Annotated in this window: 21 protein-coding genes; 17 read left to right on the top strand and 4 right to left on the bottom strand. The window is 41.7% G+C overall.

Features of this window, described 5'->3' with window-relative positions; translation table 11 throughout:
- The first annotated feature begins 129 nt into the window (after positions 1–129).
- Complete coding sequence (locus tag AAFF35_RS27580; protein ID WP_342329683.1) at positions 130–678, top strand: hypothetical protein; 549 nt, start codon at positions 130–132, stop codon at positions 676–678.
- 74 nt (positions 679–752) lie between these two features.
- Entirely contained in the window at positions 753–1,079 is a 327-nt protein-coding gene (locus AAFF35_RS27575) for a hypothetical protein (RefSeq protein ID WP_342329682.1), read from the top strand.
- Positions 1,080–1,135: 56 nt separating this feature from the next.
- Here the strand turns inward: AAFF35_RS27575 and AAFF35_RS27570 are convergent, their stop codons facing one another.
- Genes AAFF35_RS27570 through AAFF35_RS27560 form a run of 3 tightly spaced genes read right to left on the bottom strand, consistent with a single transcriptional unit; the run spans position 1,136 to position 4,389 of the window.
- On the bottom strand, positions 1,136–2,098 hold the full coding sequence (locus AAFF35_RS27570; protein WP_342329681.1) for a tryptophan 2,3-dioxygenase family protein: 963 nt from the start codon (positions 2,096–2,098) through the stop codon (positions 1,136–1,138).
- Positions 2,099–2,108: 10 nt separating this feature from the next.
- Entirely contained in the window at positions 2,109–3,407 is a 1,299-nt protein-coding gene (locus tag AAFF35_RS27565; RefSeq protein ID WP_342329680.1) for an HAD-IB family phosphatase, read from the bottom strand.
- A gap of 4 nt (positions 3,408–3,411) precedes the next feature.
- Positions 3,412–4,389, bottom strand: coding sequence for an NAD-dependent epimerase/dehydratase family protein (locus tag AAFF35_RS27560; RefSeq protein ID WP_342329679.1), 978 nt, complete (start codon positions 4,387–4,389; stop codon positions 3,412–3,414).
- A gap of 74 nt (positions 4,390–4,463) precedes the next feature.
- Between AAFF35_RS27560 and AAFF35_RS27555 the strand changes: the two genes are divergently transcribed.
- The 4 genes from AAFF35_RS27555 to AAFF35_RS27540 all read left to right on the top strand — a co-directional run bounded on the left by AAFF35_RS27555 (position 4,464) and on the right by AAFF35_RS27540 (position 9,359).
- Positions 4,464–5,645 carry a formimidoylglutamase gene (locus AAFF35_RS27555; RefSeq protein WP_342329678.1) on the top strand — a complete coding sequence of 394 codons (1,182 nt, stop codon included), beginning with the start codon at positions 4,464–4,466 and terminating at the stop codon, positions 5,643–5,645.
- An 86-nt stretch (positions 5,646–5,731) separates the two neighbouring features.
- Positions 5,732–6,880 (top strand): TlpA disulfide reductase family protein, encoded by a 1,149-nt coding sequence (locus AAFF35_RS27550; protein ID WP_342329677.1) that lies wholly within the window; start codon positions 5,732–5,734, stop codon positions 6,878–6,880.
- 460 nt (positions 6,881–7,340) lie between these two features.
- Positions 7,341–8,162 (top strand): DUF6266 family protein, encoded by an 822-nt coding sequence (locus AAFF35_RS27545; RefSeq protein ID WP_342329676.1) that lies wholly within the window; start codon positions 7,341–7,343, stop codon positions 8,160–8,162.
- A 186-nt stretch (positions 8,163–8,348) separates the two neighbouring features.
- Entirely contained in the window at positions 8,349–9,359 is a 1,011-nt protein-coding gene (locus tag AAFF35_RS27540) for a hypothetical protein (RefSeq protein ID WP_342329675.1), read from the top strand.
- A 242-nt stretch (positions 9,360–9,601) separates the two neighbouring features.
- On the opposite strand, the gene purD is transcribed toward AAFF35_RS27540, so the two are convergent.
- Complete coding sequence (gene purD, locus AAFF35_RS27535; protein WP_342329674.1) at positions 9,602–10,873, bottom strand: phosphoribosylamine--glycine ligase; 1,272 nt, start codon at positions 10,871–10,873, stop codon at positions 9,602–9,604.
- A gap of 235 nt (positions 10,874–11,108) precedes the next feature.
- Here purD and AAFF35_RS27530 point away from each other — a divergent pair, with 235 nt between their 5' ends.
- From AAFF35_RS27530 to AAFF35_RS27480, 11 genes are all read left to right on the top strand, one after another.
- A complete protein-coding gene (locus AAFF35_RS27530) occupies positions 11,109–11,609 on the top strand; it encodes a sigma-70 family RNA polymerase sigma factor (protein WP_342329673.1) in 501 nt (166 codons plus the stop codon).
- The gene (locus tag AAFF35_RS27525) at positions 11,596–12,249 is read left to right on the top strand and encodes a hypothetical protein (RefSeq protein ID WP_342329672.1); all 654 of its coding nucleotides are present in this window, start codon (positions 11,596–11,598) and stop codon (positions 12,247–12,249) included. The genes AAFF35_RS27530 and AAFF35_RS27525 overlap by 14 nt, the downstream gene beginning before the upstream one ends.
- A 223-nt stretch (positions 12,250–12,472) precedes the next feature.
- Positions 12,473–15,787, top strand: a complete 3,315-nt coding sequence (secA, locus tag AAFF35_RS27520; protein WP_342329671.1) for a preprotein translocase subunit SecA — start codon at positions 12,473–12,475, stop codon at positions 15,785–15,787.
- Between the two features lie 70 nt (positions 15,788–15,857).
- Positions 15,858–16,304 carry an SPOR domain-containing protein gene (locus AAFF35_RS27515; protein ID WP_342329670.1) on the top strand — a complete coding sequence of 149 codons (447 nt, stop codon included), beginning with the start codon at positions 15,858–15,860 and terminating at the stop codon, positions 16,302–16,304.
- On the top strand, positions 16,294–17,481 hold the full coding sequence (locus AAFF35_RS27510) for a M20 family metallopeptidase (RefSeq protein WP_342329669.1): 1,188 nt from the start codon (positions 16,294–16,296) through the stop codon (positions 17,479–17,481). The genes AAFF35_RS27515 and AAFF35_RS27510 overlap by 11 nt, the downstream gene beginning before the upstream one ends.
- A 10-nt stretch (positions 17,482–17,491) precedes the next feature.
- Entirely contained in the window at positions 17,492–18,436 is a 945-nt protein-coding gene (locus AAFF35_RS27505; RefSeq protein ID WP_342329668.1) for a hypothetical protein, read from the top strand.
- 10 nt (positions 18,437–18,446) lie between these two features.
- Positions 18,447–20,000: a serine hydrolase gene (locus AAFF35_RS27500; RefSeq protein WP_342329667.1), complete on the top strand. Its 1,554-nt coding sequence runs from the start codon at positions 18,447–18,449 to the stop codon at positions 19,998–20,000.
- 5 nt (positions 20,001–20,005) lie between these two features.
- Positions 20,006–20,671, top strand: coding sequence for an SGNH/GDSL hydrolase family protein (locus AAFF35_RS27495; RefSeq protein WP_342329666.1), 666 nt, complete (start codon positions 20,006–20,008; stop codon positions 20,669–20,671).
- Positions 20,672–20,743: 72 nt separating this feature from the next.
- Positions 20,744–22,741, top strand: coding sequence for a DNA primase (gene dnaG / locus AAFF35_RS27490; protein WP_342329665.1), 1,998 nt, complete (start codon positions 20,744–20,746; stop codon positions 22,739–22,741).
- Positions 22,742–23,104: a YraN family protein gene (locus tag AAFF35_RS27485; RefSeq protein ID WP_342329664.1), complete on the top strand. Its 363-nt coding sequence runs from the start codon at positions 22,742–22,744 to the stop codon at positions 23,102–23,104.
- Positions 23,085–24,188 (top strand): glutaminyl-peptide cyclotransferase, encoded by a 1,104-nt coding sequence (locus AAFF35_RS27480; protein ID WP_342329663.1) that lies wholly within the window; start codon positions 23,085–23,087, stop codon positions 24,186–24,188. The genes AAFF35_RS27485 and AAFF35_RS27480 overlap by 20 nt, the downstream gene beginning before the upstream one ends.
- Positions 24,189–24,219 lie beyond the last annotated feature (31 nt).

Genomic DNA, 24,219 nt, shown 5'->3' with positions numbered 1-24,219 from the left:
AGTGTCTTAAGTACACTAAGATCCTCTTTGTCCGGGCAGGTCAAAATACTCCTTAGTGGGTATTTCCTGCCGGAATGCCTTTCTCTAAATTTGGTCATCATCCTCATCCTCCATCTTAAAATTTAAATCATGAAAAAGAAAATTACTGTCTTACTCTGTTTTTTTGTACTCAGCAGTATTGTAGTTCAGGCACAAAGCTGGCCCAAAACAATTGGGGAGTTTAACTATTACCTCGGTCACAAAACTTCAGACCTCAAGAAGGCAATGAAGAAAGGAGGACCCTTTGTTTATGATAAGGAGCTGGATGAACAAAAAGGGCCCTTTATGATGCGTTATTACGAGTATGAGAATTATGATTTAACCTTGTACTGCCTGGAAGATAAAGTGGTTGGCCTGATTTGTCAGGAGTTGACAAAACCGGATGCCCTTGCGATGGAAGCTTCCTTGAAAAGCAATGGATATAAGCTTAGCCAAAACATGCAATATATGGGCGGTTTTCCTGCCAATTATGCCAATTTATGGACCAGTGCAGATGGGACAAGGCAATGTCGGGTGGTCTATAAAGGTTTTCTGGACTTCGAAAACGGCAAACCTATTACCGATATGGATAAGCTTGACTTTGTTGCCCTCACTTATGCAACAGACATCATTGCCCTGGCTGTTAAAGATAAAAAATAGACATGCTTAAGCTAAACTTAATTGCTGTGTTGTGCTGCCTTACATTTTTGTCGTACGCACAAACTACCGAAAACATGGTAGCATGGTTAAATGAAAAAACAGATTTGGTCATGGTCAATCAATGCAACCGGCTTAATTTTATGTCCTCATCAACAACTGTAGCAGCAGATGAAATGACCTTTACCTATGGGGGAGGAAAGAAACTGCAGGTAAAATGGGCAGATGTAACAGGAATTGATGATTTGAATGAAAAGTATAAATGCGTGACGATATACTTCAATCCGGGATCTGAAAATACCTGCAACCGCGTCATCTTCGTGCAGGAGGATAAAACAGTTCGCAGTCAATACCTCGCTTATGCAAAAGCGATAGCCCTGCATAACAAGGCGAAATTAAAATAACAATAACCCTAAAAATAATGGGAACCACGCAAAAGCGGGTTCCCATTTTATATGATTTAACTTCTGAGATCTTTCAGAACGCTCAGTACCCATCCTTTTCCCCATTCTTCCATTTGTTCTTCTGTCCAAAGGAAAGGGTAGAAAATTCTTTTCTGAAAACGCGGAGGCAGGTATTTCTGCCAGTTGGTTCCACCAGTAGCGGCAATGTCAACGGGATCTCTTTCCAGATACCTGACCGCAGATTTATAATGCGAAAGTGGCCATTCAACATTGACAAACAGATCAAGTTTCCTCAGTTCTTCCGTTAAAGCGGTTACGTCTTGTCCTTCGTCTTTTACTTTGTGGTAAAGTGCAGAGAAGTTGCTGTCTTTTCTGTCTTTGACCAATTGCAAAAACTGACTTGCATATTTATTGATAAACTGTTTTAAAGTGAGTGTTTCTTTTCCCGTAGCCAGCTCCGTTGCACCTGATTTCCAGTAGATATGCTCAAACTGTTCTTCAATAGGGGCATTGGCGAGTGCTGCTCTTTTGTCTTTATCTACCAACCGGCCGAAATCTGTAGCACTGATTTCAATCATTCGGTATTGTCCTGACTGAAACCCGCTTGCCGGTAGTAAGGACATTCTGAATTTCAGGAATTGTTCTTTTTCCATTCCGTTGACCATCACTTCGAATGAAGAAACCAGCGCGTTAAAATAGGCGTTAATCCTTTTCACGCGATCGGTAAAGAAAGTAGCAGTTAAGGTTTCCCTTGCAGCGGCAACCTGGTTAAACTCATGCAGTGAAAGCTTAAAATAAAGCTCTGTAATCTGATGGTACATGATAAAGATCTCTTCATCAGGAAAAGATGTTTTTGGTGCCTGTAGGCTCAACAGCGTATCCAGATGAATGTAATCCCAATAGGTTAAGAAATCTGCATACAAGAGGCCATCCAGATAGGCCGACATGTCCTGGCCCATTGCAGTATATTTTTCCTGCAGCTTGTCCAGTTTGTCTTTGATTTGTGGTGTTAATTCCATGGTTTGAAAGCTAGTACAGTACCCTGAATTTTATGGTGTGTTCAATCTTTTTTAAAGATTTAAAGAGTTGTTTGTCGTATTCTGCATTGATGTCAGTAATCACATATCCGATGTTCTGATTGGTCATCAGAAATTGCGCCACAATGTTAATGTCGTGCTTGGCAAAAACCGTGTTGATTTTAGCCATAATTCCCGGAACATTCTGGTGGATATGGATCAGTCGGTGAGACTTGTCAATCCTTGGCAGCTGTAAATTCGGGAAGTTATTGCTCAGGTGCGTCGTTCCGGTATTCATAAAGTCGATCATTCGTTTCGGAATGAAGGTCAGGTTTCTCGGGTTCGATTTTAAATCATCAAAAACTACGACACCCTGTTCGGTGCAGGTGGCAATGTCAACCTTGTTCTTTGCCTGTCCGAGGTAGCCTAATGTTTTTAATTTCACGGCCCTTTTCAGCTTCTCCAATTCTATTTTCTCGCCTTCTGCAAGCAATAGCATGTGTACATCTGCCACATATTTCTCCTCGAATGAGGTTTTATGACGAATGGAAAAACCATCTTTCTTCAATAAGGCAATGCTCTGTGGGTCTACTTCACCAATGACCAGGCATAGAATCCTGTTCTTAGGATAAGAGATGGCTCTTGGCAGGTTGTTCACATATAGGAACTCGTCGAAGCTCGGCGTCACATGGTCTGCTTTTTCTACAATGCTTTCTCTGGAGATATTTTCCGTAAAGGCATAGAATTTTTTGATCATTCCACTTTCCCTGAGCTGGAAATCGGAATAGCCGTCACCGATTCCGTAAAGGTTTCCCTCCAGGTTCAATTGCTGCATTAATTTCACTTTGCCACCTTCTTCACTCAAAGGGTTGGCATGGTCGTAATCTATAATTTTACCATCGCCGGTGGTGACAAAAGTGTTGGCGTAAATGTTTTCTTTTTTGATGTGGTATTGGCTCACCACAGGGGTGATAAACTCTTTAAATCCACCTGAAACGATCAATACTTCATCTGCATGTTTCTTAAAGAATGCGGCATTGCGGGAGAAAGAAGCAGATACTTTTTTCTTTAAGCGGGTGATCAGCTGTTTTAAATGATCTTCCGAAGCTTCCAAAAGTTTAACCCTTTGTGCAAGACTCTCTCCGAAAGACAATTTTCCTTCCATGGCCAGGTTGGTATAGTCTTCGATTTTCTTGAAGATGGCTTCTTTTTCAGGATGCTTTTTGAGGGAAATACGGGCCAGCTCATCCAATGCCTCTACCTGGGTAAAGGTGCTGTCGAAATCAATGATGTAAATATTCTTCTGATTCATAATTTTAAGGAAGTGGGAGCTGTTTCAGGGCCTGACAGGTTTCTGCTACGGTCTGATCCAGCGGCTTAAATGTTATTCCAATGGTCTCAATTATTTTTTTATTGCTGTATAAACTCTCGTTCAGGCTGCTTCTGGCGGCATCACTTGTTAAAGCGGCCGGTTTTCCGGTAAATAAAGAAGCCAGTTTTGCGGCTCTCCATGCAATGCCGAGCATCCATGGTTTCGCTTCTTTAGCAGGTGCTTTAACGCCAAAACCTTTGGCGATCTCTCCAAAGAAACGCTGGTAATGGTAATTTTCTGCACTGATGGTGAAGCGTTCTTCTGTGATCTTGCTGTTCATCAGGGCGATCATGCTTTTAGCCACATCCTGAACATCAACAATTCCGGTGGCCCCTTTGGTATAGAAAGAAAGACCTTCTTTTACGAGTTTAAAAATCGCTCCGCTACCCTGAAATCCTGCAGCGCCACCAATGATGACCGATGGGTTTACGATGACGGCTTCCAGGCCTTCGGCAATGCCACGCCAGACTTCCATTTCTCCTTCATATTTCGAAATGGCATAAGAATGTGCCTTGGAATCGTATTCCCAGAAGTCTTTTTCTGTGATCAGCTGCCCTTTTTTTGCATTTCCCAAAGCGGCAACAGAACTGACATGAAGCAACCTCGCCTGGTTTTCCACACAAAGGTTCACGACATTGCTGGTACCTTCAATATTTACTTTCAGTAATTTTGCTTTGTCTTTGGGGTCAAAAGAAATCATTGCTGCACAGTGATACACCTGATGGATATCTTCAAATGCAGTATCCAGTGTAGAAAGGTCGTTGATGTCTGCAACCGCCCATTCTATCAGGGGATTGTCTTTTATTAAATCCGGAATCACAGAGTGCTCGCGCTTTAAGGCCCTGAGCTTTGTTCCCTGTCCGGTTAGCTGATGTATTAATTCTGCTCCTAAAAATCCAGTAGCACCGGTAACCAATATCATTTCATTTTTTTTAGGATGTTCATTAAAATATGCTCTCAAAAATAGATATTTGACAGATACATTTATAGTACAATATGTCTTTATCAGATTTTTTTTCTCCGGTCAACCCTGACAAATTTGCCCCAAAACATGGATTCTATACCAGCCAGTTGGGTTTAAAGGCAGGTTTTTACACGGATAAATTTCCGGAACTGGAGGGAAATCAATACGATATTGCCATTTTTGGAGTACTTGATGATCGTGCGGCAGTGAATAATGAGGGTTGTGCGTTGGCGCCGGACTATTTCAGGGCGCAATTTTACACTTTAAATGAGGGTGCTTTTAACAGCAGAATCATTGACCTGGGAAACATCAAACCCGGAGCTTCTATCTCCGATACCTATGTGGCAGTCAAGATGGTTGTGGCCGAGCTAATCAGCCTGAACATCCTTCCTGTTATTATTGGGGGTGGACAAGACCTGACCTACGCACAATACCTGGCTTATGAAAGCCTGGATCAAAAGGTAGATCTGGTTGTGATAGATAGTAAATTTGACCTCGATGAAGAAGATCAGGAGGGGCTGGCTGCAAAGTCTGATACCTATTTGAATAAAATCCTGTTACATCAGCCTAATTACCTCTTTAATTTCAGCAATATCGGTTATCAAACTTATTTTGTGAATCAGGAAAGCCTGAAAGTAATGAATAAGCTTTACTTTGATGTACACCGTCTGGGTGAATTTATGGATGACATTACGCTCACTGAACCGATTGTACGGAACGCGAATATGATCAGTTTTGATATTGGTGCCATCCGTTCTTCTGATGCCAGGGCGAATGCCAATGCGGGGCCAAATGGTTTTTATGGAGAACAGGCCTGCAGGATTACCCGTTACGCGGGGATGAGCGATAAACTGACTTCCATTGGCTTTTATGAGTTTAATCCGGCTTTCGACAACAATGGTCAGACGGCGATGTTGCTGGCACAAATGGTCTGGTATTTTATCGATGGTTTTTACAACCGCAAGAAAGATTTTCCACTTACACCAAAGTCCCAGTACCTGGTATACCGTGCGAGTTTAAATGATGGATCGGGGGAGATGCTCTTTGTAAAGAGTAAGAAGTCCGACCGCTGGTGGATGCAGGTGCCTTATCCTTCAGGAATCACTAAAAATGAACGCTTCCATTTGGTACCTTGCCGTTATGACGATTATACGATGGCGGTAAATGGAGAAATGCCGGATCTTTGGTGGAGGACGTACCAAAAGTTATTGTAATTTTACCTAAAATATAACGTTTAAGAGGAGATCAGTACCGTTAAGATCACGATCCCTTCATCACCATAAAAAAACAATATAAACTCATGAAAAAAACTTTAATCGCTGCAATTTGCTTATTGCCTGTTGTAGCAATGTCCCAGGGTAAATTTACTGTTAAGGGCAAGGTAGGAAACTTAAATGCACCGGCAAAGGCTTTTATCGCTTATAGGGTAGGCCAGAACCAGGTTACCGACTCTGCAGCAATTGTAGCTGGGAAATTTGCGTTCTCGGGTCCGCTTAGTGGAATTGCTCAGGCACAAATCAGAATCAAACACGACAATGCAGTGGTAGATCCGGCAAAACGTGTTCCTGTAGATGTGATCAATTTTTATCTTGAGCCTAAAGCGATAGAGCTTACTGCGCCTCAGGATTCTATAAAATATGCGACCATCAAAGGTTCTAAACTAAACGATGAAAACGAGAAATATAAATTGCTGACTAAAGCTGTCAATGAAAAAGGTGCTGCTTTAATGCGTGAGTATCGCAGTAAAACTGAAGAGCAACGTAAAGATGAGGCTTACATGAAAACGGTGATGAGCCGTGATGATGAAAATCAAAAAGAACTGGAAGCGATCAATAAAACCTTTATTGAAGCCAATCCGAATTCTTATGTGAGTTTAGTTGCTTTTAGAAGCGGTTTGTCTGAGATCGATGTGAATGTAGTGGAGCCCCAGTTCAACAAATTTTCTGCTGAAGTAAAAGCTACAGATCTTGGTAAAAATATCGCCAATATGATCGCTTCTGCTAAGAAAACTCAGGTTGGACAAATGGCAATGGATTTCACACAAAATGATGTGAATGATAAACCCGTAAAATTGTCTGATTTCAAAGGTAAATATGTATTGCTTGATTTCTGGGCATCATGGTGCGGACCTTGTCGCCAGGAGAACCCTAACGTAGTAACAGCTTATAAAAACTTTAAGGATAAAAATTTCACCGTTCTGGGTGTTTCTTTAGACCGTCCGGGTAAAAAGGCAGATTGGTTACAGGCGATAGAAAAAGATGGATTAACATGGACACATGTTTCTGACTTACAGTTCTGGGACAATGCGGCTGCAAGAGCTTATGGCATTCAGTCTATCCCTGCAAATTACCTGATCGACCCAACAGGTAAAATTATTGCTAAAAACATCAGAGGCGAAGAATTACAAAAGAAATTAGCAGAAATTTTGGGAGCAGGACAATCTAAATAGTCTTGTTTCTTAGATTCAAAATTCTTATTTAAACATCATCAGGGAGCCGTTTTGAAGATCATTTGATCGTTATACAACTCCCTGGCTAAATGGCTGAATACCTAATTTGCAAAGCAAATGGGAATTCAGCCATTTTGTTTTAGCAGTACCAGCCCGCTTCAGGAAACTGTTTAAGCTGCATTTCATTTGGTTCAGCCAGTATCCTCGCTTAGGCCCGGGCTATACCAAGCTTCCAATTGCTCCTATTTTGCTTCTTTTTTGAGGGTAGGTTGCTAGGGCCCTGTAGGGTCTGTAGCCCTGTCAACCCCGATTATTGTACGCTGAAATTTAATAGTAACCTAAAAGTAATTGGCAGCATGTTATACGTTTGATGTTGGCTTTAATAAAACTAATTGCTTATATTAGTATTGTTGGTATTTAAAATGTTAACTTTTATTATTTAACGATTAATCTATTGAATATGGCAAAAGCGCCGAATGGGCCTTTGGGGGCTTTAAATGGAAAATTACACAACCTGGTTTTCTATGTCTTAAATGGACAACCGATCGTTCGCACGATTGGCGATCCGGGTAAACCGAGCGGAAATCAGCTGGCTAACCGTCAGGCGATGTCAGTGACTATGGAAATGGTGAGCAGGATCTCTGAGTTTACCAATGTCAGCTTTGAGCTGGAAGCAAGAGGAACGGTTCGAAATGCCCATAACCTCGCCACTTCTTATATTAAAAAACACGCTTTAAAGGGGGAATACCCTAATATTTCTGTGGATTACAGCAAGGTCATACTCAGCAATGGCAATTTACCCGGTGCAAATGACCTGAAAATCGAAAAGAAGGAAAAAGGAGTATTGGTGAGCTGGGATCCCAGTGGTCAGCACAACGATACGGTGATGATTCTTCTTTATCATCCCCTGGAAAAAACGGCAATGTCTGTGATTAATGCCTGCAGGAGAGATGCCGGGAGTTACTTTATCGATTTGTACGAGCAGCGGGTTGAGGAACCGATAGAAGCTTATATCTGCTTCAAATCCGCCAATGGTAAGGCCATTTCAGACAGTGCCTACATCGGCAACCTGAACGGAGCAGTGGAAAGCCCGGAGGAAATCAGGCAAAAGCAAAATTATGCACTGGTAAAACAACGTTTTGACGTTCTGGAGGCCGATTATTTGCAGCAAATGAAAGATAACCGGGGAAATCCCGTCAATAGCAAAGCATTTCGAAATCTGGAAAGAGAGTATGAGGTGCTGAAAAATAAACTGGAACACCTCCCCGGAAAGCCCGGCTAATTCATTTCTGGTACCAGGAGCAGGAAGTTTATCGGGAAGAATATCATAGAAAAGCTGGAAACGGAGGAAGATTTTTATGGGCAAAAAAGGCTACAAAAGGATGATGATTTAATTAGCCTGCTAAAGGATTATATTATTATTTTTGACTGCCGTTGATCAAAGCGGTTTGAACCATAAATAGAATATATGCGGATTCGCTTACTCTTGACTTTTGCTGTATTGTGTACAGCCTTTAATAACATTTATGCCCAGGAACTGGAAGGGAATTTAAACTTCCACGGTTTCGCAGACAACAGAGAATATGCAAGGTCGAAACGGTTTTCGGAAACCATTTTCGGAATGAGGGTGACCCCATCGGTAGGATTGCTGATAGACAGTGCTCATCGAATCAGACTCGGTGTGAATGTGATGCATGAGTTTGGCTCTCCGAAATTCAGCAACAAGGCGGATATCGTAGCTTACTATCAATACCTTAAAAAGGATTGGAATTTCTATATGGGTGCTTTCCCGAGAGAGGGTTTGATCTCTGATTTTCCAAGGGCAATTTTAAATGATACGCTCAATTACTACCGTCCGAATGTGGAGGGGATGTTGGTAAAGTATGAAAATGAAAACTGGAAGCAAGTCATCTTTATCGACTGGACCAGCAGACAAACGGCAACAGCAAGAGAAAACTTTATTTTCGGATTTTCCGGACGTTATAAAAAAGATGCTTTCTTTGTTTCTCACTATGCCATGATGCTGCATAATGCAGGTCCGGGAATTCCTATTCCTGATGATCATATTCAGGACAATGGTGCGGCAATGGTTAAAGCCGGAGTAGACCTTTCCCACAAAACATTCCTGGACTCCCTGACGATTAGCGCGGGAGGAATGATGTCCTTTGAGCGGACTCGTACCCAAGGAGGCTGGCAAACACCAAAAGGCTTAGTGGTAGACCTAAGTATGGAGTACCATAGGTTTGGGATCACCAATTTCTTTTATAAGGGAGAAGGCCATCATTTGATTATGGGAGATAAGTTTTATACTTCTAAAACATATAACAGAACGGACCTGACCTGGAGACCTATTATTTATAAAAACCTGGAAGGTAAACTGGCATTGTCTTTCCACTTTGTGGATGGGGTGATTGATAGCCAGCAGGCTTTTGGATTGCGGTATAATCTCTTTGGAAGCAGGTCGCTGAAAAGAAAATAAGAATAAACGGAAAGCGCTAAATTTTAGCGCTTTTTTGTTATAACGTATGATGTATTGTTGATAAGCGGATAATCCCTGCAATAAAATGACAATGGACTTAAAACTGATAGAGAAATATATAAGGATTTAGGTATAGCAAATTTTTGAGGATTAAATTTAAAGGGAAGCGACAAAAATTCCCGCATAAAAAAACTCCCTGCTCCATTCAGAGCAGGGAGTTTTTTTAGGATAACGATCCAGGTTTACATCAAATCAAACCCGATATCTTCTCTAAAATATTTACCGTCAAAATAAATGCGTGCGGCATCTCCAGTCGCCGATTGTAAAGCATCAAACTGGTTGTCCTGAAGACTGGTTACTGCCAATACTCTTCCGCCATTGGTTTTTACCACACCACCTTCTAAATTCGTGCCCGCCTGGAATACCAGGGAGTTGCGTACATTGTCAATCCCCGTGATAGATTTCCCTTTTTCGTAATCTCCGGGATAGCCACCTGCAACGATCATTACGGTTGCTGCATTTTTAGGGCTGATTTTTAACTTATAATCTTTTAGTTTCTTCTGTGTGGTTGCTACAAAAAGTTCAACCAGGTCATTTTCTATACGTGGGATCACGCTTTCTGTCTCAGGGTCTCCCATGCGGCAGTTATATTCGATGATCAATGGTTCATCCCCAACTTTGAACAAGCCAAAGAAGATGAATCCGGTATAATCAATTTTGTCTTTTTTTAAGCCATTAATGGTCGGGATAATGATCTGCTGTTCTACTTTAGTCATGAATGCCTCGTCTGCAAAAGGAACCGGAGATACAGAACCCATTCCTCCTGTATTCAGACCCGTATCTGCTTGTCCGATCTTTTTGTAATCTTTTGCTTCCGGAAGAACCACATAGTTTTCTCCATCAGTCAACACAAATACAGAAAGTTCGATTCCATTTAAAAATGCTTCTATTACGACTGTACTTCCCGCATTACCGAATTTACCACCCAGCATGAGCTTTAGCTCCGCTTGTGCTTCCGCAATATTATCCAGGATCAATACTCCTTTGCCAGCTGCAAGTCCATCTGCTTTTAACACAATAGGCAATGCATGTGATTCCAGGTATTTTAAGCCTTCTTCCAGGGTCTCATTAGTGAAAGACCTTGAAGCCGGGGTAGGAATGCCATGACGGGCCATAAATTGCTTAGAAAAATCCTTGCTGCCTTCCAGTATCGCACCTTCTTTTTTAGGTCCGATCACAGGGATATGAGCTAAGGCTTCATCATTGACAAAAAAGTCATGAATGCCATTTACCAGCGGTTCTTCAGGGCCAACCACCAACATATCGATGGCTTCTTTTAAGGCAAAAGCTTTTACGGCTTCAAAATCATTTGGGTTTAGGTTGATGTTTTTGCCATAAGCACCCGTTCCACCGTTACCCGGAGCAATAAATAATTGGGAACATTCAGCAGATTGGCTCATTTTCCAGGCTAAAGCACTTTCCCTGCCGCCAGAACCTAATAGTAAGATATTCATCTATGTATGGTTTGTTGTTTGAATTGTTTTGATGGAGAACCATATCCGGTTCATATTGGCAAATATACCGCTTTAGCTAAATTATCACAGTTTAAGTTTGAATTTAAGAGATAAAGTGATAAGATAGACCTTGTTGGCGCAAAAATTTGATAGATATTGGCTCGGCTGAAGTTTAATTTTCGGAACTTGTAATTTTTAGTCCAACCTTTACGACTTACCCCGCAAATAAAAGAAGATGGAAAAAGTATTTATCGAAATGATAAACGAACATCGGGGGATTATCTACAAAGTCTGTAACCTGTACTGTCTGGAAAAGGAGTATAAGAAAGACCTTTTCCAGGAAATCGTATTACAGCTTTGGAAGGCCTTTCCTTCATTTAGGAATGAGTCGCAACGTAGCACCTGGATGTATCGGGTCGCCTTAAATACCGCCATCACCATTTTTAGAAAGGAAAGCAGGGCCCCGGAGCGGAGAAGTATTTCTGATGCTGAATTTGAAATCCCTGATATGGATTCATTTGAAGATCAACAGGAACAAATGGGGCTGTTAAAACACGCGATAAACACTTTGACTCAAATTGAAAAGGCGATCATCCTGTTGTATCTGGAGGAGAAGAGCTATGAGGAGATCAGTGAGATCATTGGAATCACTAAAACCAATGTGGGCGTTAAAATCAACAGGATAAAAATCAAACTGGAAAAAGTTATTAAATCAGATCGTTATGAACTTAGATGAACTAAAGGGAGCCTGGGCAGCATATGATGATCAGCTCAAATCAACCAGGGATATTGATGACCAGGTGATCGCTGGCATGATTAGAAAAAGATCCATTTCTACTGTTGCCACGATAAAGAAAAGTTATTTGTATGGCATCTATTTTTGTTGCTTCTATGTCCTGGCCTTTGCCTTGTTAAACATCGGCGACCCTTTTGATTATACCCGTGACTTTGATCAAATCCCATTGAATGCTATGCTTGGGGCTTTGATCCTGATTCTTGTGATTCTTTTGATCGCACGCCATGCCATGAAAAAACTGGAGGTTCCGGGACAATCCTTACTGACCTATCTGGAAAATGTCATTAAGCAGTACCGTACAACACAGAAATTATTGCTGTGGTTGGTTTGCACGATTATGTTTTCTGCTTCTGTATTGTTCCCGCTGAGCTTTCTGTCTAGAAAGATCACTAAATCGGGCTTGTGGTGGGGTTTGATCGATACCTTTAGTTTATTGATTGTAGTCGTGATCTCGAATGTGATTGCTCACCTTCTTGCGAAGAGAAAGGGCGTTGGAGAGCGTTCCTGGTGGAGTTTCAAGGTCATCATTAAAGAATTGGAGGAGCTGAAAGTCATGGCCGCAGAATTAAAGAACAGCTAATCTGCTTGCCCTTTCTTTTTGAGTGCTTTACCAGGGACAGGGAATACTTTTGGGAAAATGATAAAGATTGTTAAATAATATTGGCATACTAAAGCAAAGTACAGGATATTTTGTAATTTTAGCGCCCGACAACTGCCATTCTGACTTATTGTTTGATATGGCTTGGTTGTTGTAATTTAGTCATTTTTCAATAAGTAATAAATAATAAACACAAACATAAAAGATGTTAGGATTTTTAACCAAGGTATTTGGAAGCAAATCGGAAAGAGATATTAAGGCATTACAGCCTATAGTTATCAAAATAAACGAAGAATATTCGAAGCTTTCTGTACTGAGCAATGATGAGTTGCGTAATAAAACAGTTTACTTTAAAGATGTTATTGCAAAAGCCTTAACAGAGATTGACGGTAAGATCAGTGGTTTAAAAACGGATGCTGAAGGTCAGGATTTGTCATTGGCAGCAAAAACTGCACTATATGATCAGATCGATGAGTTGATCAAAGATCGTGATAAAGAATTAGAGGTTGTTTTACAGGAGATTCTTCCACAGGCATTTGCGGTGGTTAAAGAAACTTCAAGACGTTTTTCTGAAAATGAAAGCCTGGAGGTGACCGCGACTCAGCATGACAGAGATTATGCGGCACGCAGAAACAATGTTAAAATCCAGGGTGATAAAGCCTTCTGGGCAAATACATGGGATGCTGCCGGTACTGAGGTGAAGTGGAACATGGTACATTACGATGTACAGTTGATCGGTGGTATGGTTTTACATAGTGGTAAAATCGCGGAGATGGCTACAGGTGAGGGTAAAACTTTGGTAAGTACATTACCGGCATACCTGAATGCTTTGGCTGGAAAAGGGGTTCACATTGTAACCGTGAATGATTACCTGGCACGACGTGACTCGGAGTGGAATGGTCCTTTATTTGAATTCCATGGGATTAAAGTAGATTGTATTGATAAGCATGAGCCAAACTCTCAGGAGCGTAGGGATGCTTACCTTGCTGACATCACTTATGGTACAAACAACGAATTTGGTTTTGATTACCTGCGTGACAATATGTCGCAAACGCCGGATCAGCTGGTGCAACGCAAATTGCATTTTGCAATGGTGGATGAGGTCGATTCCGTTTTAATTGATGATGCCCGTACCCCTTTGATCATTTCCGGTCCGGTTCCTTTTGGTGATCAGCATGAGTTTCATGAACTGAAGCCAAGGATCGAAAGATTGGTTGCTGCACAGAGAGAATATGTGACCAAAGCTTTGAATGAAGCAAAAAAACTGATTAATGATGGTAAAGCCGGAACCGAAGAAGGAGAAGGTGGTTTAGCGCTTTTACGTGCGCACCGTGGTTTGCCTAAAAATAAAGCGCTGATCAAGTTTTTAAGTGAGGGTAGTGTAAAACAAACCTTATTGAAAACGGAGAACCATTATATGGCGGATCAGTCGAAGAACATGCCGAAAGTAGATTCGGAATTGTTCTTCTATATCGATGAGAAAAACAACCAGGTAGAGCTTACTGAAAAAGGTATTGAGCTGATCACCAAATCTGGCGAAGATGCACATTTCTTCGTCTTGCCTGATGTAGGTACTGAGATTGCTGATATTGAAAAATCTGCTTTGAGCAGCGAAGAGAAAATTGCTCAGAAAGATGCGTTAATGCGTGATTATTCGATCAAGGCAGAAAGAATCCACTCGGTAAATCAGTTATTGAAAGCTTATACTTTGTTTGAGATTGATGTAGAATACATCATCGATGAAGGAAAGATTAAAATCGTAGATGAGCAGACAGGTCGTATCATGGATGGCCGTCGTTATTCTGATGGTTTACACCAGGCGATCGAAGCAAAAGAAAATGTGAAAGTAGAAGATGCTTCACAAACTTATGCAACGGTGACCTTGCAAAACTTCTTCCGTATGTACCACAAACTTTGTGGTATGACGGGTACGGCGACTACGGAAGCTGGTGAGTTCTGGTCGATCTATAAACTGGATGTAGTGGAAATCCCTACAAACAGAGTGATTTCGAGAAAAGATCATCAGGATTATGTCTATCGTACGGTTCGTGAGAAATACAATGCGGTAGCGGAAGAGATTGTGAAATTGACACAGGCAGGCCGCCCGGTATTGGTAGGTACAACCTCCGTAGAGATTTCAGAATTGCTAAGCCGTATGCTGAAACTTCGCGGAATTAAACACAATGTGTTAAACGCGAAAATGCACCAGAAAGAGGCAGATATTGTTGCTGAAGCTGGTCAGGCCGGACAGGTAACGATCGCTACCAACATGGCGGGTCGTGGTACGGATATTAAATTGGGTGCAGGTGTTAAAGAAGCCGGAGGTTTGGCAATTGTAGGTACAGAGCGTCATGAGTCCCGTCGTGTAGACAGACAGTTGCGTGGTCGTGCAGGTCGTCAGGGTGATCCGGGTTCATCTCAGTTCTTTGTGTCTCTTGAGGATAACTTAATGAGGTTGTTCGGTTCTGAAAGAATCTCCAACATCATGGTGAAAATGGGAATTGAAGATGGTGAAGTGATTCAGCATTCGATGATCACCAAATCTATTGAGCGTGCACAGAAGAAAGTAGAAGAAAATAACTTCGGTATCCGTAAGCGTTTATTGGAGTATGATGATGTGATGAACTCACAACGGACGGTAATCTATGCTAAACGTAAAAATGCCTTGTTTGGTGAACGTTTAGACGTAGACATGAACAACATGACCTTCGATGTGGCGGAAGATATCGTTACTGAATATAAAGAAGAAGGTAACTATGAAGGTTTCAAACTGGAAGTGATCAAAAACTTCTCTGCAGATACTTCAATTGATGAGGCAGAATTCAGTTCCAGAAATATTCATCACCTGACGGACAAATTGTTTGAGGAAGTGACTGCATTTTATGCAAGAAAATCAGAAGCAATCATTGCGCAGGCAATGCCGGTATTGAACCAGGTATATGAAGAACGTGGGGAGCATATCGAACAAATCATCGTTCCTTTTACAGATGGTATCCGTAGCATTCAGGTTCCGGTAGGATTGAAAACCGCAATTGATAACGGTGGCCGTGAGGTGACTAAATCTTTTGAGAAAACAATTGTACTTGCCTTGATCGATGAATCATGGAAAGAGCATTTGCGTGAAATGGATGAGTTGAAACAATCGGTTCAGAATGCGGTTTATGAGCAGAAAGATCCATTGATCATTTATAAAATGGAAGCCTTCAACTTGTTTAAAAATATGTTGAATGCAGTAAATAAAGAAGTAGTAAGCTTCCTGTATAAAGGAGGAATTCCTGTTCAAACTGATCCAAATGATGTGCGGGAGGCGCAGGCTCACCGGCCGGCACCCAGTAGACTAAAAATGTCTAAACCGGAATTTGTAGGTTCAGAAGGAAGTATCGACGGAATGCCAATGGAGGATACCCGCGAGCTTGCTCCACAACAACCGATACGTAAAGAAATTACAACGGGAAGAAACGAACCATGTCCTTGTGGAAGTGGTAAGAAATTCAAAAACTGCCATGGTGCGGGATTGTAATTTGTAATACACATATAGAATGCCGATTTTTGTAACAAAAAATTCGGCATTCTTTTTTTTAAGCCATTTCATGAAAATATTAATTACCGGTATATTTTGTTGTTTTTCCATTGCCCTGTTTGCTCAGGACAAAGGTCATGTGAAGATTGTTAAAGATCCAATGATCGACAGCCTGATTGCCAAACGTATTGCTTTAAATACGAAATCTACCGCCGTAATTGCGACGGGGAAGCCATCTTCGGCCATCGTTTCCCAAATGGGATATCGGGTGCAGATATTCTATGGCTCAGACAGACGTAAAGTGTTTACTGAACAGGCACGTTTCAGATCCAGCTACTCCTCACTGAATACTTATATTACCTATAAGGAACCGAATTATTATTTGCGTGTAGGTGATTTTAGAACGAGACTGGAAGCCCAGCGTCTCTTAAATGAACTGAAACCAATGTTCCCGACCTTGTTTATTTTCAGAGAGAAAATCAATGCCCCTAACTTAGATTACAGCAATGACAATTAAAGATAAGATCCAAAGCCTTTCGGCTGACATATTTGAACAGGTAAGAGGCTATCGTCAGCACATTCATGCCAATCCTGAACTTTCCTTTAAAGAGTTTGAAACTTCTGCTTTTATCAAACAGCATTTGGAAGAATGGGGAATCCCTTATACGGAGATGGCAAATACTGGTGTAGTCGGCCTCATCGAAGGAGGTATCCCTTCCGATAAGATTGTCGCACTTCGCGCAGATATGGATGCGCTTCCGATCATTGAAGCCAACGATAAACCTTATGTATCTAAAAATACGGGTGTGATGCATGCCTGCGGCCATGATGTACACAGTTCTTCTTTACTGGGAACTGCTTATATCCTGAACAGCATGAAAGCAGAATTTGCCGGAAAGATCAAACTGATCTTCCAGCCGGGAGAAGAAGTATTGCCAGGTGGAGCAAGTATCATGATCAAAGAAGGGGTTTTGGAGAATCCTAAGCCTCAGGCGATCATCGGACAGCATGTGATGCCATTGATCGATGCAGGGAAGGTTGGCTTCCGCTCAGGTATTTATATGGCTTCTACAGATGAATTATATGTGACGGTACATGGTAAAGGCGGACATGGTGCCCAGCCTCATCAGAATATTGACCCGGTATTGATTGCAGCGCATATTGTAGTGGCTTTGCAACAGATTGTCAGCAGAAATGCCGACCCACGTTTACCTTCGGTACTTTCTTTTGGAAAGGTACAGGCCAATGGTGCGACGAACATCATTCCGAATGAAGTGAAAATGGAAGGTACTTTCAGAACATTGAATGAGGATTGGCGTAAAGAAGCTAAAAAGCTGATGAAGAAAATGGCGGAAGGTATTGCGGAGAGTATGGGGGGAAGTTGTGATTTCAACATCATGAACGGTTATCCATATCTGATCAACGAAGAAAAACTAAGCGACAATGCCCGTTTGTATGCGGAGGATTACCTGGGTAAAGAGAATGTACTGGACCTGGACATCTGGATGGCAGCAGAAGATTTTGCTTACTATTCTCAGGTAACAGATGCTTGTTTCTACAGGTTAGGAACAGGAAATAAGGAAAAAGGAACGAGTTATTCGGTACATACACCAAATTTTGATATTGATGAAGATGCGCTAAAGCTGTCAACAGGCTTAATGGCTTATATCGCGTTAAAACAATTGGGAAATTAGGGTGCTTCAAATGAAGAAAATTGGGTTACTGGTTGTTTTTGTCCTCTGTTATTTAAAAAACTCAGGTCAGGAAATCGTCCGCTTTAATCCGGATACGATCAAGACGATTCAGCTGGATTCGGCTGTGAACATCACTGCCCAGAAATTCGGTGTGGAGACCTTCATCAATGCGATCATCACGGATAACAGCTTTTATCAGGCGTTCCGGAATATGAAGAAGTATGGTTTTATTGCTGAAAACAGAATCTTTACCTATAACAAGAAAAATAAGGTAGACGGTAAGATTTACCGGAAAATCAAACATCACCCTTCTGGTCCGGTTAAAATGGAATACCTGGTTAAACAGGATACGGGAAAGGTGTATAAAAAAAATGGCAAGTACCAGTTGTATACGATAGAGATGTTCGATTACATCTTTATGAATGCTTACAATTCGGAATTTGTTGCGGAAGGACCAATGACGACAGGGAAGGGAGGAGAAAGCAATGAGAGCTATAAGAGTAAGCTAAAAACATTGATCTTTGCCCCGGGCAGACCGATTAAAGGATTACCTTTTATAGGAAGTAAAACCCAGATCTTTACGGCAAATATGCGTCAGTATTATGATTACAGCTATTATAGCGGAACTTATCTGGATTCTATTCCGGTATACTGGTTTAAAGTGAAGGTGAAGCCTGACCTCAGTAACGGAACTAAAGATGGCCTGATGATCAAAGAGCTGACGACCATTTTTGATAAAAGAAATTTTGAGATTCTGGGCCGCTATGTGGACATGAAATACAGCAATATGCTGTTTGATTTTGATGTACAGATGAATATCGAAATGAGCTATTTTGAGGGGGAGAAACTACCCAGCAAGATCTCTTACCAGGGGAATTGGGATTATCCTTTTAAAAAGGAGGAACGAGCAAGCTTTTTAATCGTTCATAAAGACTATCAAAGCGAAAAACGTTAACTTTATTTTCATGAATAAACTCAGCTTCCTGATTCCGGTATGTTTGCTTTTGATGGTAGGGGTAACTCCCGTAAATGCACAGGTCCTCAATGATAAACAGGTGGATAGCCTGGTGGAAAAAACGCTCAAAACCTTTAATGTTCCGGGAATTGCAGTAGCCATTGTAAAAGATGGAAAAGTAATTCATTCTAAAGGATATGGACTTCGTTCGCTGCGTACAAAGGAGCCGGTAAATGAAAATACTTTTTTTGGAATCGCTTCCAATAGCAAGGCTTTTACCGCCGCGGGTTTGGGTATACTGGTGGATGAAGGAAAGCTGAAATGGGACGATAAAGTAGTGGATATCATTCCCGGCTTTAAGTTGTATAATCCGTATGTAACGCAGGAGTTTACCGTAAGGGATCTGTTAACGCACCGCAGTGGATTGAGCCTGGGAGCAGGAGACCTGATGATTTTTCCGGATTCAAACCGGGTGACTAAAGCGGAGCTGATTCATAACATGCGTTACCTGAAACCAGTTTCCGGATTCAGAACGAAATTTGATTACGATAACCTGTTGTATATTGTAGCCGGGGAAGTGCTGGCAAAAGTATCGGGAATGAGCTGGGAAGACTTTATGGAAACCAGAATCATGCGCCCGATTGGAATGAGTCAAAGTGCTGCCGATTACCCAAGGTTGAAAGATAAAAACAATTCTATAGATGCACATACCTCCATTGACGGGAAATTAACGGTGATCAGTAAAGGCTTTCCGGAGATTTCGAATGCTGCGGGTGGAATCTGGTCGAATGTGACGGAAATGAGCAAATGGGCAATCATGCAGATGAATGGTGGTAAATACGGTCAGGATTTAAATACAAAGCTATTCAGTACAGCAGTGCATGAGGAAATGTGGAGCCCGCAAACAATTATAGCAGGGTCTTCTTTTAGCAGCTACGGACTGGGCTGGTTTTTGAACTTAGTAAATGGGAAACTTCAGGTTTCTCATACCGGAGGCCTGAGTGGGATCGTTACACAGGTGACTTTAATTCCGGAGTTAAAACTAGGGATCATCGTACTGACCAATCAGGAGAGTGGCGCTGCTTTTTCTGCCATCACGAATACGATCAAAGATGGTTATTTCGGGATTAAAGGGAAAGATCGGATCGCTGCCTATAAAGCGAATGTTGTAACCAATGAGGCTGAAGATAAAAAGATAACCGATCAGATCTGGGCAGATATTACTGCGGAAATGAAAAAGAGTACGCAGAAAGTAGACCTGAGCAATTATGAAGGTTCTTTTACAGATCCCTGGTTTGGAGAGGTGACGATTAAAAATCAGGGAAATAAGCTTTTCTTCCAATCGGTAAATTCTCCAAAACTTGGCGGACAAATGGCTTTTTATAAGGGGAATACCTTTGTGGCAAAATGGACGGACCGAAGCATGCATGCAGATGCTTTTGTGATTTTCTCCCTTGGTAAAGATGGAAAGGCTTCGGGTATAAAAATGGAAGCCGTTTCTCCTGCAACAGATTTTAGTTACGATTTTCAGGACCTTGATTTCACACGGTCTGTTAAAAAATAAAAACAATGAAAGCATTTCAAAAACTAAGCCTTCTGCTGGCGCCATTTGCGCTGCTTATCTTATTTACTTCAATGAATATGAAGCCTAAAAAGATTATTTTTTTTGGTGATTCTATCACCCAAATGGGGGTTGCTCCCGGTGGATATGTAGACCTGATCAGTAAAGCACTGGATCCTTCAAAATATGAAGTGATTGGTGCCGGAATTGGTGGAAATAAGGTATATGATCTTTATTTAAGAATGGAACAGGATGTGCTGGTTAAAAAGCCAGACCTGGTGGTGATCTATATCGGGGTGAATGACGTATGGCATAAACAATCCATGCATACTGGAACGGATTATGATAAGTTTATTTCTTTTTATCAGGCATTGATCAACAAGATTCAAGGCGGTGGGGCAAAGGTGGTCTTATGCACCCCAGCTGTGATCGGAGAGAAAAAAAATGGTGCAAATGAGATGGATGCTGACCTGGACAAATATTCTGCCGCAATAAGGGATCTGGCTGTTAAAAATAAATTGCCGCTGTGTGACCTTAGAACATTGTTTAAAACTTACGGAGCGCAACATAATGCGGAAGATCTCGCCAAAGGGATATTAACGACAGATGGTGTACATTTGAACGATAAAGGAAATCAGACCCTGGCAGAAGCATTACTGCCACTTGTAAAATAAAAATTAATCTGGCATAGATCAGGAAGGTCTTAATCAGGGTGATGAGAGAAAGAGAAAATAAAACAACAGATAATGATTAACCACGATACCATAACCAAAATCATGGAAACCGTCCGTATTGAGGAGGTTGTCGGTGATTTTGTGTCTTTAAAAAAACGTGGTACCAGCTTGATTGGGAATTGCCCTTTTCACAATGAGAAAACGCCCTCTTTCCACGTTTCTGTGGCCAAAGGGATTTACAAGTGTTTCGGTTGTGGTAAAGGTGGTGATTCGGTCCATTTTATCATGGACCATGAAAAGTATTCCTATCCGGAAGCTTTAAAGTTCCTCGCTCAGAAGTACAATATTGAGGTTGAGGAAACAGTGCAGTCGCCCCAAAACATCGAGGCGCAGAATGCAAGAGAAAGTCTTTACATCGTTTCAGAATATGCGGCAAGTTATTTTGCCAATGAAATGTGGGCGGGTGAGCAGGGCCGGGCAATCGGTTTAAGCTATTTTAAAGAGCGCGGGTTCAGGGAAGATATCGTTAAGAAATTCCAGCTGGGTTATTCCCCGGATGTCTGGGACGCCTTGATTCAAAGTGCCCTTGCAGCAGGGCATAAAGAAGAATATCTGGAGAAAACAGGCTTGTCGATCAGAAATGATAAGGGCAAACTGTACGACAGATTCAGGGGGCGGGTAATGTTCCCGATCCATAACTTCACCGGCAGGGTGATTGGTTTTGGCGGAAGGACCCTGAAAACGGATAAAAACGTCCCTAAATACGTTAACTCTCCTGAAAGTGACATCTACCATAAGTCGAATGTACTTTATGGCTTATTTCACGCTAAAAAGGCAATCAGAGATACGGATAACTGTTATCTGGTAGAAGGATATGCGGATGTGCTCGCGGTACACCAGGCAGGGATTGAAAATGTAGTAGCCTCTTCGGGTACCTCATTAACGACAGAGCAGATCCGTCTGATCGGTCGTTTCTCTCAGAATGTAACCATTCTTTACGATGGGGATGCTGCGGGAATCAAGGCCTCGTTACGTGGACTGGACATGATCCTGGAAGAAGGCCTGAACGTTAAGGTCGTGCTGTTTCCGGATGGTCATGATCCGGATTCTTACATGCACCATGTGGGTTCAGGTGAGTTCAAAAAATACATAGAGAACAACCGGAAAGATTTTATCCTGTATAAAGCCAGCATTCTGCTGAAAGAAGCAGGTTCTGATCCGATCAAAAGGGCTGGCATTATCAGGGATATCGTAGAGAGTATCGCTAAAATTCCGGACGACATTAAGGCTTCGATCTTTATCCGGGAATGCAGTGGTTTACTACAGGTAGAAGAGCGGATTTTACTCTCTGAACTCAATAAGATCAGGGTTGCTAAATTCAAAAAATCTTCTGGTGGCTCACAAGGGCAGGGATCATCTTCCTTTCAGCAACAGAACCAGGGACAAAATCAATATCAGCCTTATCCCGACGGACCTCCTGATAACCTGTTTGAAAATCCGGATTCTGCTTCGGAATTTATTGAAGCGCCTGTTGCGGAAGAAAATGACTTGCTGCAGGAGCAGGAGATCATCAGACTTTTACTGGCTTACGGACATGAACTGGTGAGCTGGGACAAGATCGATAACATGTATATCGGTTCTTTTATCATGCAAAACCTGGCAGATGTGAGTTTTCAGGATGAGCTTTGCAAAAAGGTCATTGATACCTACCGGGATGAAATAGAGAATGGACATTTGCCGGTGGCCAGCCAGTTTATCAATAATGAAGACCGGAAGATTGCAGAGCTTGCGATTACCCTTTCTACCTCCCCTTATTCCCTGAGTGAGAACTGGTACAATAAGCACAACATCTATGTTCGCGACGAAAGTATCAATCTGAAAGCGACCATTCTTGGTGGATTGTATCACCTGAAAAAGGGAAAGGTAGCCAGGATGTTAATGGACATTGCCAAAGAGCTTAAAACAGAAACAGATCCGGTAAATCAGGAGATTCTGATGCAAAGATTTATCTTTATCAAGGGTGTGGAGAAAGAGATTTCAAAGTTCCTGGGAACGGTGATCTTAAAATAAATGGCAGTACACAACGAGCTCGGAAAGCGTGGTGAAGGGATCGCCAGGGAATATCTGGAAAATGCAGGATACCGCATTTTAAATGTAAACTGGAAATACGCCAGGGCGGAAGTTGACGTTATAGCTGAACAGGGTGGAAAGCTGATCTTTGTGGAAGTAAAAACGCGGACTTCTACAGATTACGGACACCCGGAAGATTTTGTAGACCGGAAAAAGGAAAAGCAACTCGAGTTTGCTTCTGCTGCCTACATAGAAATGAAGAACCATCAGGGAGAGGTTCGTTTTGATATTATTGCAATTGTTTTCGAAAATAAAGACCTTTATAAAATTAATCATATTGAAGATGCATTCTGGCCAAGTTAAAAAAATCATTAACCTATCTAAGTTAGTCCTGGCAGTAGTGGTACTATCAGGCATTTCACTGATCATTTCCTGTAAAGACACCGGCTCTTCTGGCGCAAGTGTGGGATTTAAATTTCCGGAACAGGGACAGTCATTTGGCCTGGGTGATGAAGTTAAAATCGCACTGGATGTGCCTGCAGGGAAAAGCATTACCTCGGCTACTTATACCCTGGATGGAAAAGCGGTAGGATCAAAAAATAACGGGGAACCTGTTGCGGTAAGTACTGCTGGTCTTAGCCTGGGCTATAAGCTGATCACAGCAGTGGTAGAAGCCGATGGGAAGAAAGATACGCTGACCATCAATATTGAGTTGAAATCTTCGGTAAAGCCGGTTCAATATACCTATAAGATCGTGAATACATTTCCGCATGATACCTCTGCCTATACACAGGGATTGGAATATCACGGAGGAAAATTTCTGGAAAGTACGGGTCAGGAAGAACATTCTACGGTAAGATGGGTAGATGTTAAATCCGGAAAGGTGTTGCAGCAAACTAAACTTGACGATCAGTATTTTGGCGAAGGTTCCAGCCTGGTTGGTGATAAGGTGGTAATGCTGACCTGGCAGAACAGGTTGGGTCTGGTATTTGACTCGAAATCATTTAAACAACTTTCTACTTTTCCTTATCAGTCGAGCATGGAAGGCTGGGGCTTGTGCTTTGACGGAAAACAACTGATCAAATCTGATGGAACGAATAAAATCTGGTTCCTGAATAAAGACAATTATAAAGAAGAAAGTTCCATAGAGGTTTACAACAATATAGGGCCTGTAGATAAGTTAAACGAACTGGAATACATTGACGGAAAGATTTACGCGAACGTATACACCAAAAATGTGATTGTAGTGATTGATCCTAAATCTGGTGTAATAGAAAAGGAAATTGACTTTACCGGACTTTTGCCGGCAGGTTTTTACAAGGATGAAGTGGATCAGGCAAACAATGTCCTGAATGGAATTGCCTGGGATAATGCGGGAAAAAGATTGTTTGTGACCGGCAAGAAATGGCCGCATCTGTTTGAAGTAAAAATCAGTCCTAAACAATAGGATTTGGTAATCAGAATCGTCATACTTTGTT

The organism is Pedobacter sp. FW305-3-2-15-E-R2A2, assembly GCF_038446955.1.
Classification (GTDB): domain Bacteria; phylum Bacteroidota; class Bacteroidia; order Sphingobacteriales; family Sphingobacteriaceae; genus Pedobacter.
The sequence above is the reverse complement of the archived record's forward strand: the minus strand, read 5'-3'. Positions and strand labels throughout refer to the sequence as shown.

Bases quoted from the DNA above. Each gene is read 5' to 3' on its own strand.
- AAFF35_RS27530 (WP_342329673.1), top strand. From the start codon at position 11,109: ATGGAAAAAGTATTTATCGAAATGATAAACGAACATCGGGGGATTATC.
- AAFF35_RS27515 (WP_342329670.1), top strand. From the start codon at position 15,858: ATGAAAATATTAATTACCGGTATATTTTGTTGTTTTTCCATTGCCCTG.
- AAFF35_RS27560 (WP_342329679.1), bottom strand. From the start codon at position 4,389: ATGATATTGGTTACCGGTGCTACTGGATTTTTAGGAGCAGAATTAATA.
- secA (WP_342329671.1), top strand. From the start codon at position 12,473: ATGTTAGGATTTTTAACCAAGGTATTTGGAAGCAAATCGGAAAGAGAT.
- AAFF35_RS27510 (WP_342329669.1), top strand. From the start codon at position 16,294: ATGACAATTAAAGATAAGATCCAAAGCCTTTCGGCTGACATATTTGAA.
- AAFF35_RS27555 (WP_342329678.1), top strand. From the start codon at position 4,464: ATGTCTTTATCAGATTTTTTTTCTCCGGTCAACCCTGACAAATTTGCC.
- AAFF35_RS27485 (WP_342329664.1), top strand. From the start codon at position 22,742: ATGGCAGTACACAACGAGCTCGGAAAGCGTGGTGAAGGGATCGCCAGG.
- dnaG (WP_342329665.1), top strand. From the start codon at position 20,744: ATGATTAACCACGATACCATAACCAAAATCATGGAAACCGTCCGTATT.
- AAFF35_RS27570 (WP_342329681.1), bottom strand. From the start codon at position 2,098: ATGGAATTAACACCACAAATCAAAGACAAACTGGACAAGCTGCAGGAA.
- AAFF35_RS27525 (WP_342329672.1), top strand. From the start codon at position 11,596: ATGAACTTAGATGAACTAAAGGGAGCCTGGGCAGCATATGATGATCAG.
- purD (WP_342329674.1), bottom strand. From the start codon at position 10,873: ATGAATATCTTACTATTAGGTTCTGGCGGCAGGGAAAGTGCTTTAGCC.
- AAFF35_RS27550 (WP_342329677.1), top strand. From the start codon at position 5,732: ATGAAAAAAACTTTAATCGCTGCAATTTGCTTATTGCCTGTTGTAGCA.
- AAFF35_RS27540 (WP_342329675.1), top strand. From the start codon at position 8,349: ATGCGGATTCGCTTACTCTTGACTTTTGCTGTATTGTGTACAGCCTTT.
- AAFF35_RS27480 (WP_342329663.1), top strand. From the start codon at position 23,085: ATGCATTCTGGCCAAGTTAAAAAAATCATTAACCTATCTAAGTTAGTC.
- AAFF35_RS27565 (WP_342329680.1), bottom strand. From the start codon at position 3,407: ATGAATCAGAAGAATATTTACATCATTGATTTCGACAGCACCTTTACC.
- AAFF35_RS27500 (WP_342329667.1), top strand. From the start codon at position 18,447: ATGAATAAACTCAGCTTCCTGATTCCGGTATGTTTGCTTTTGATGGTA.
- AAFF35_RS27575 (WP_342329682.1), top strand. From the start codon at position 753: ATGGTAGCATGGTTAAATGAAAAAACAGATTTGGTCATGGTCAATCAA.
- AAFF35_RS27580 (WP_342329683.1), top strand. From the start codon at position 130: ATGAAAAAGAAAATTACTGTCTTACTCTGTTTTTTTGTACTCAGCAGT.
- AAFF35_RS27545 (WP_342329676.1), top strand. From the start codon at position 7,341: ATGGCAAAAGCGCCGAATGGGCCTTTGGGGGCTTTAAATGGAAAATTA.
- AAFF35_RS27505 (WP_342329668.1), top strand. From the start codon at position 17,492: ATGAAGAAAATTGGGTTACTGGTTGTTTTTGTCCTCTGTTATTTAAAA.
- AAFF35_RS27495 (WP_342329666.1), top strand. From the start codon at position 20,006: ATGAAAGCATTTCAAAAACTAAGCCTTCTGCTGGCGCCATTTGCGCTG.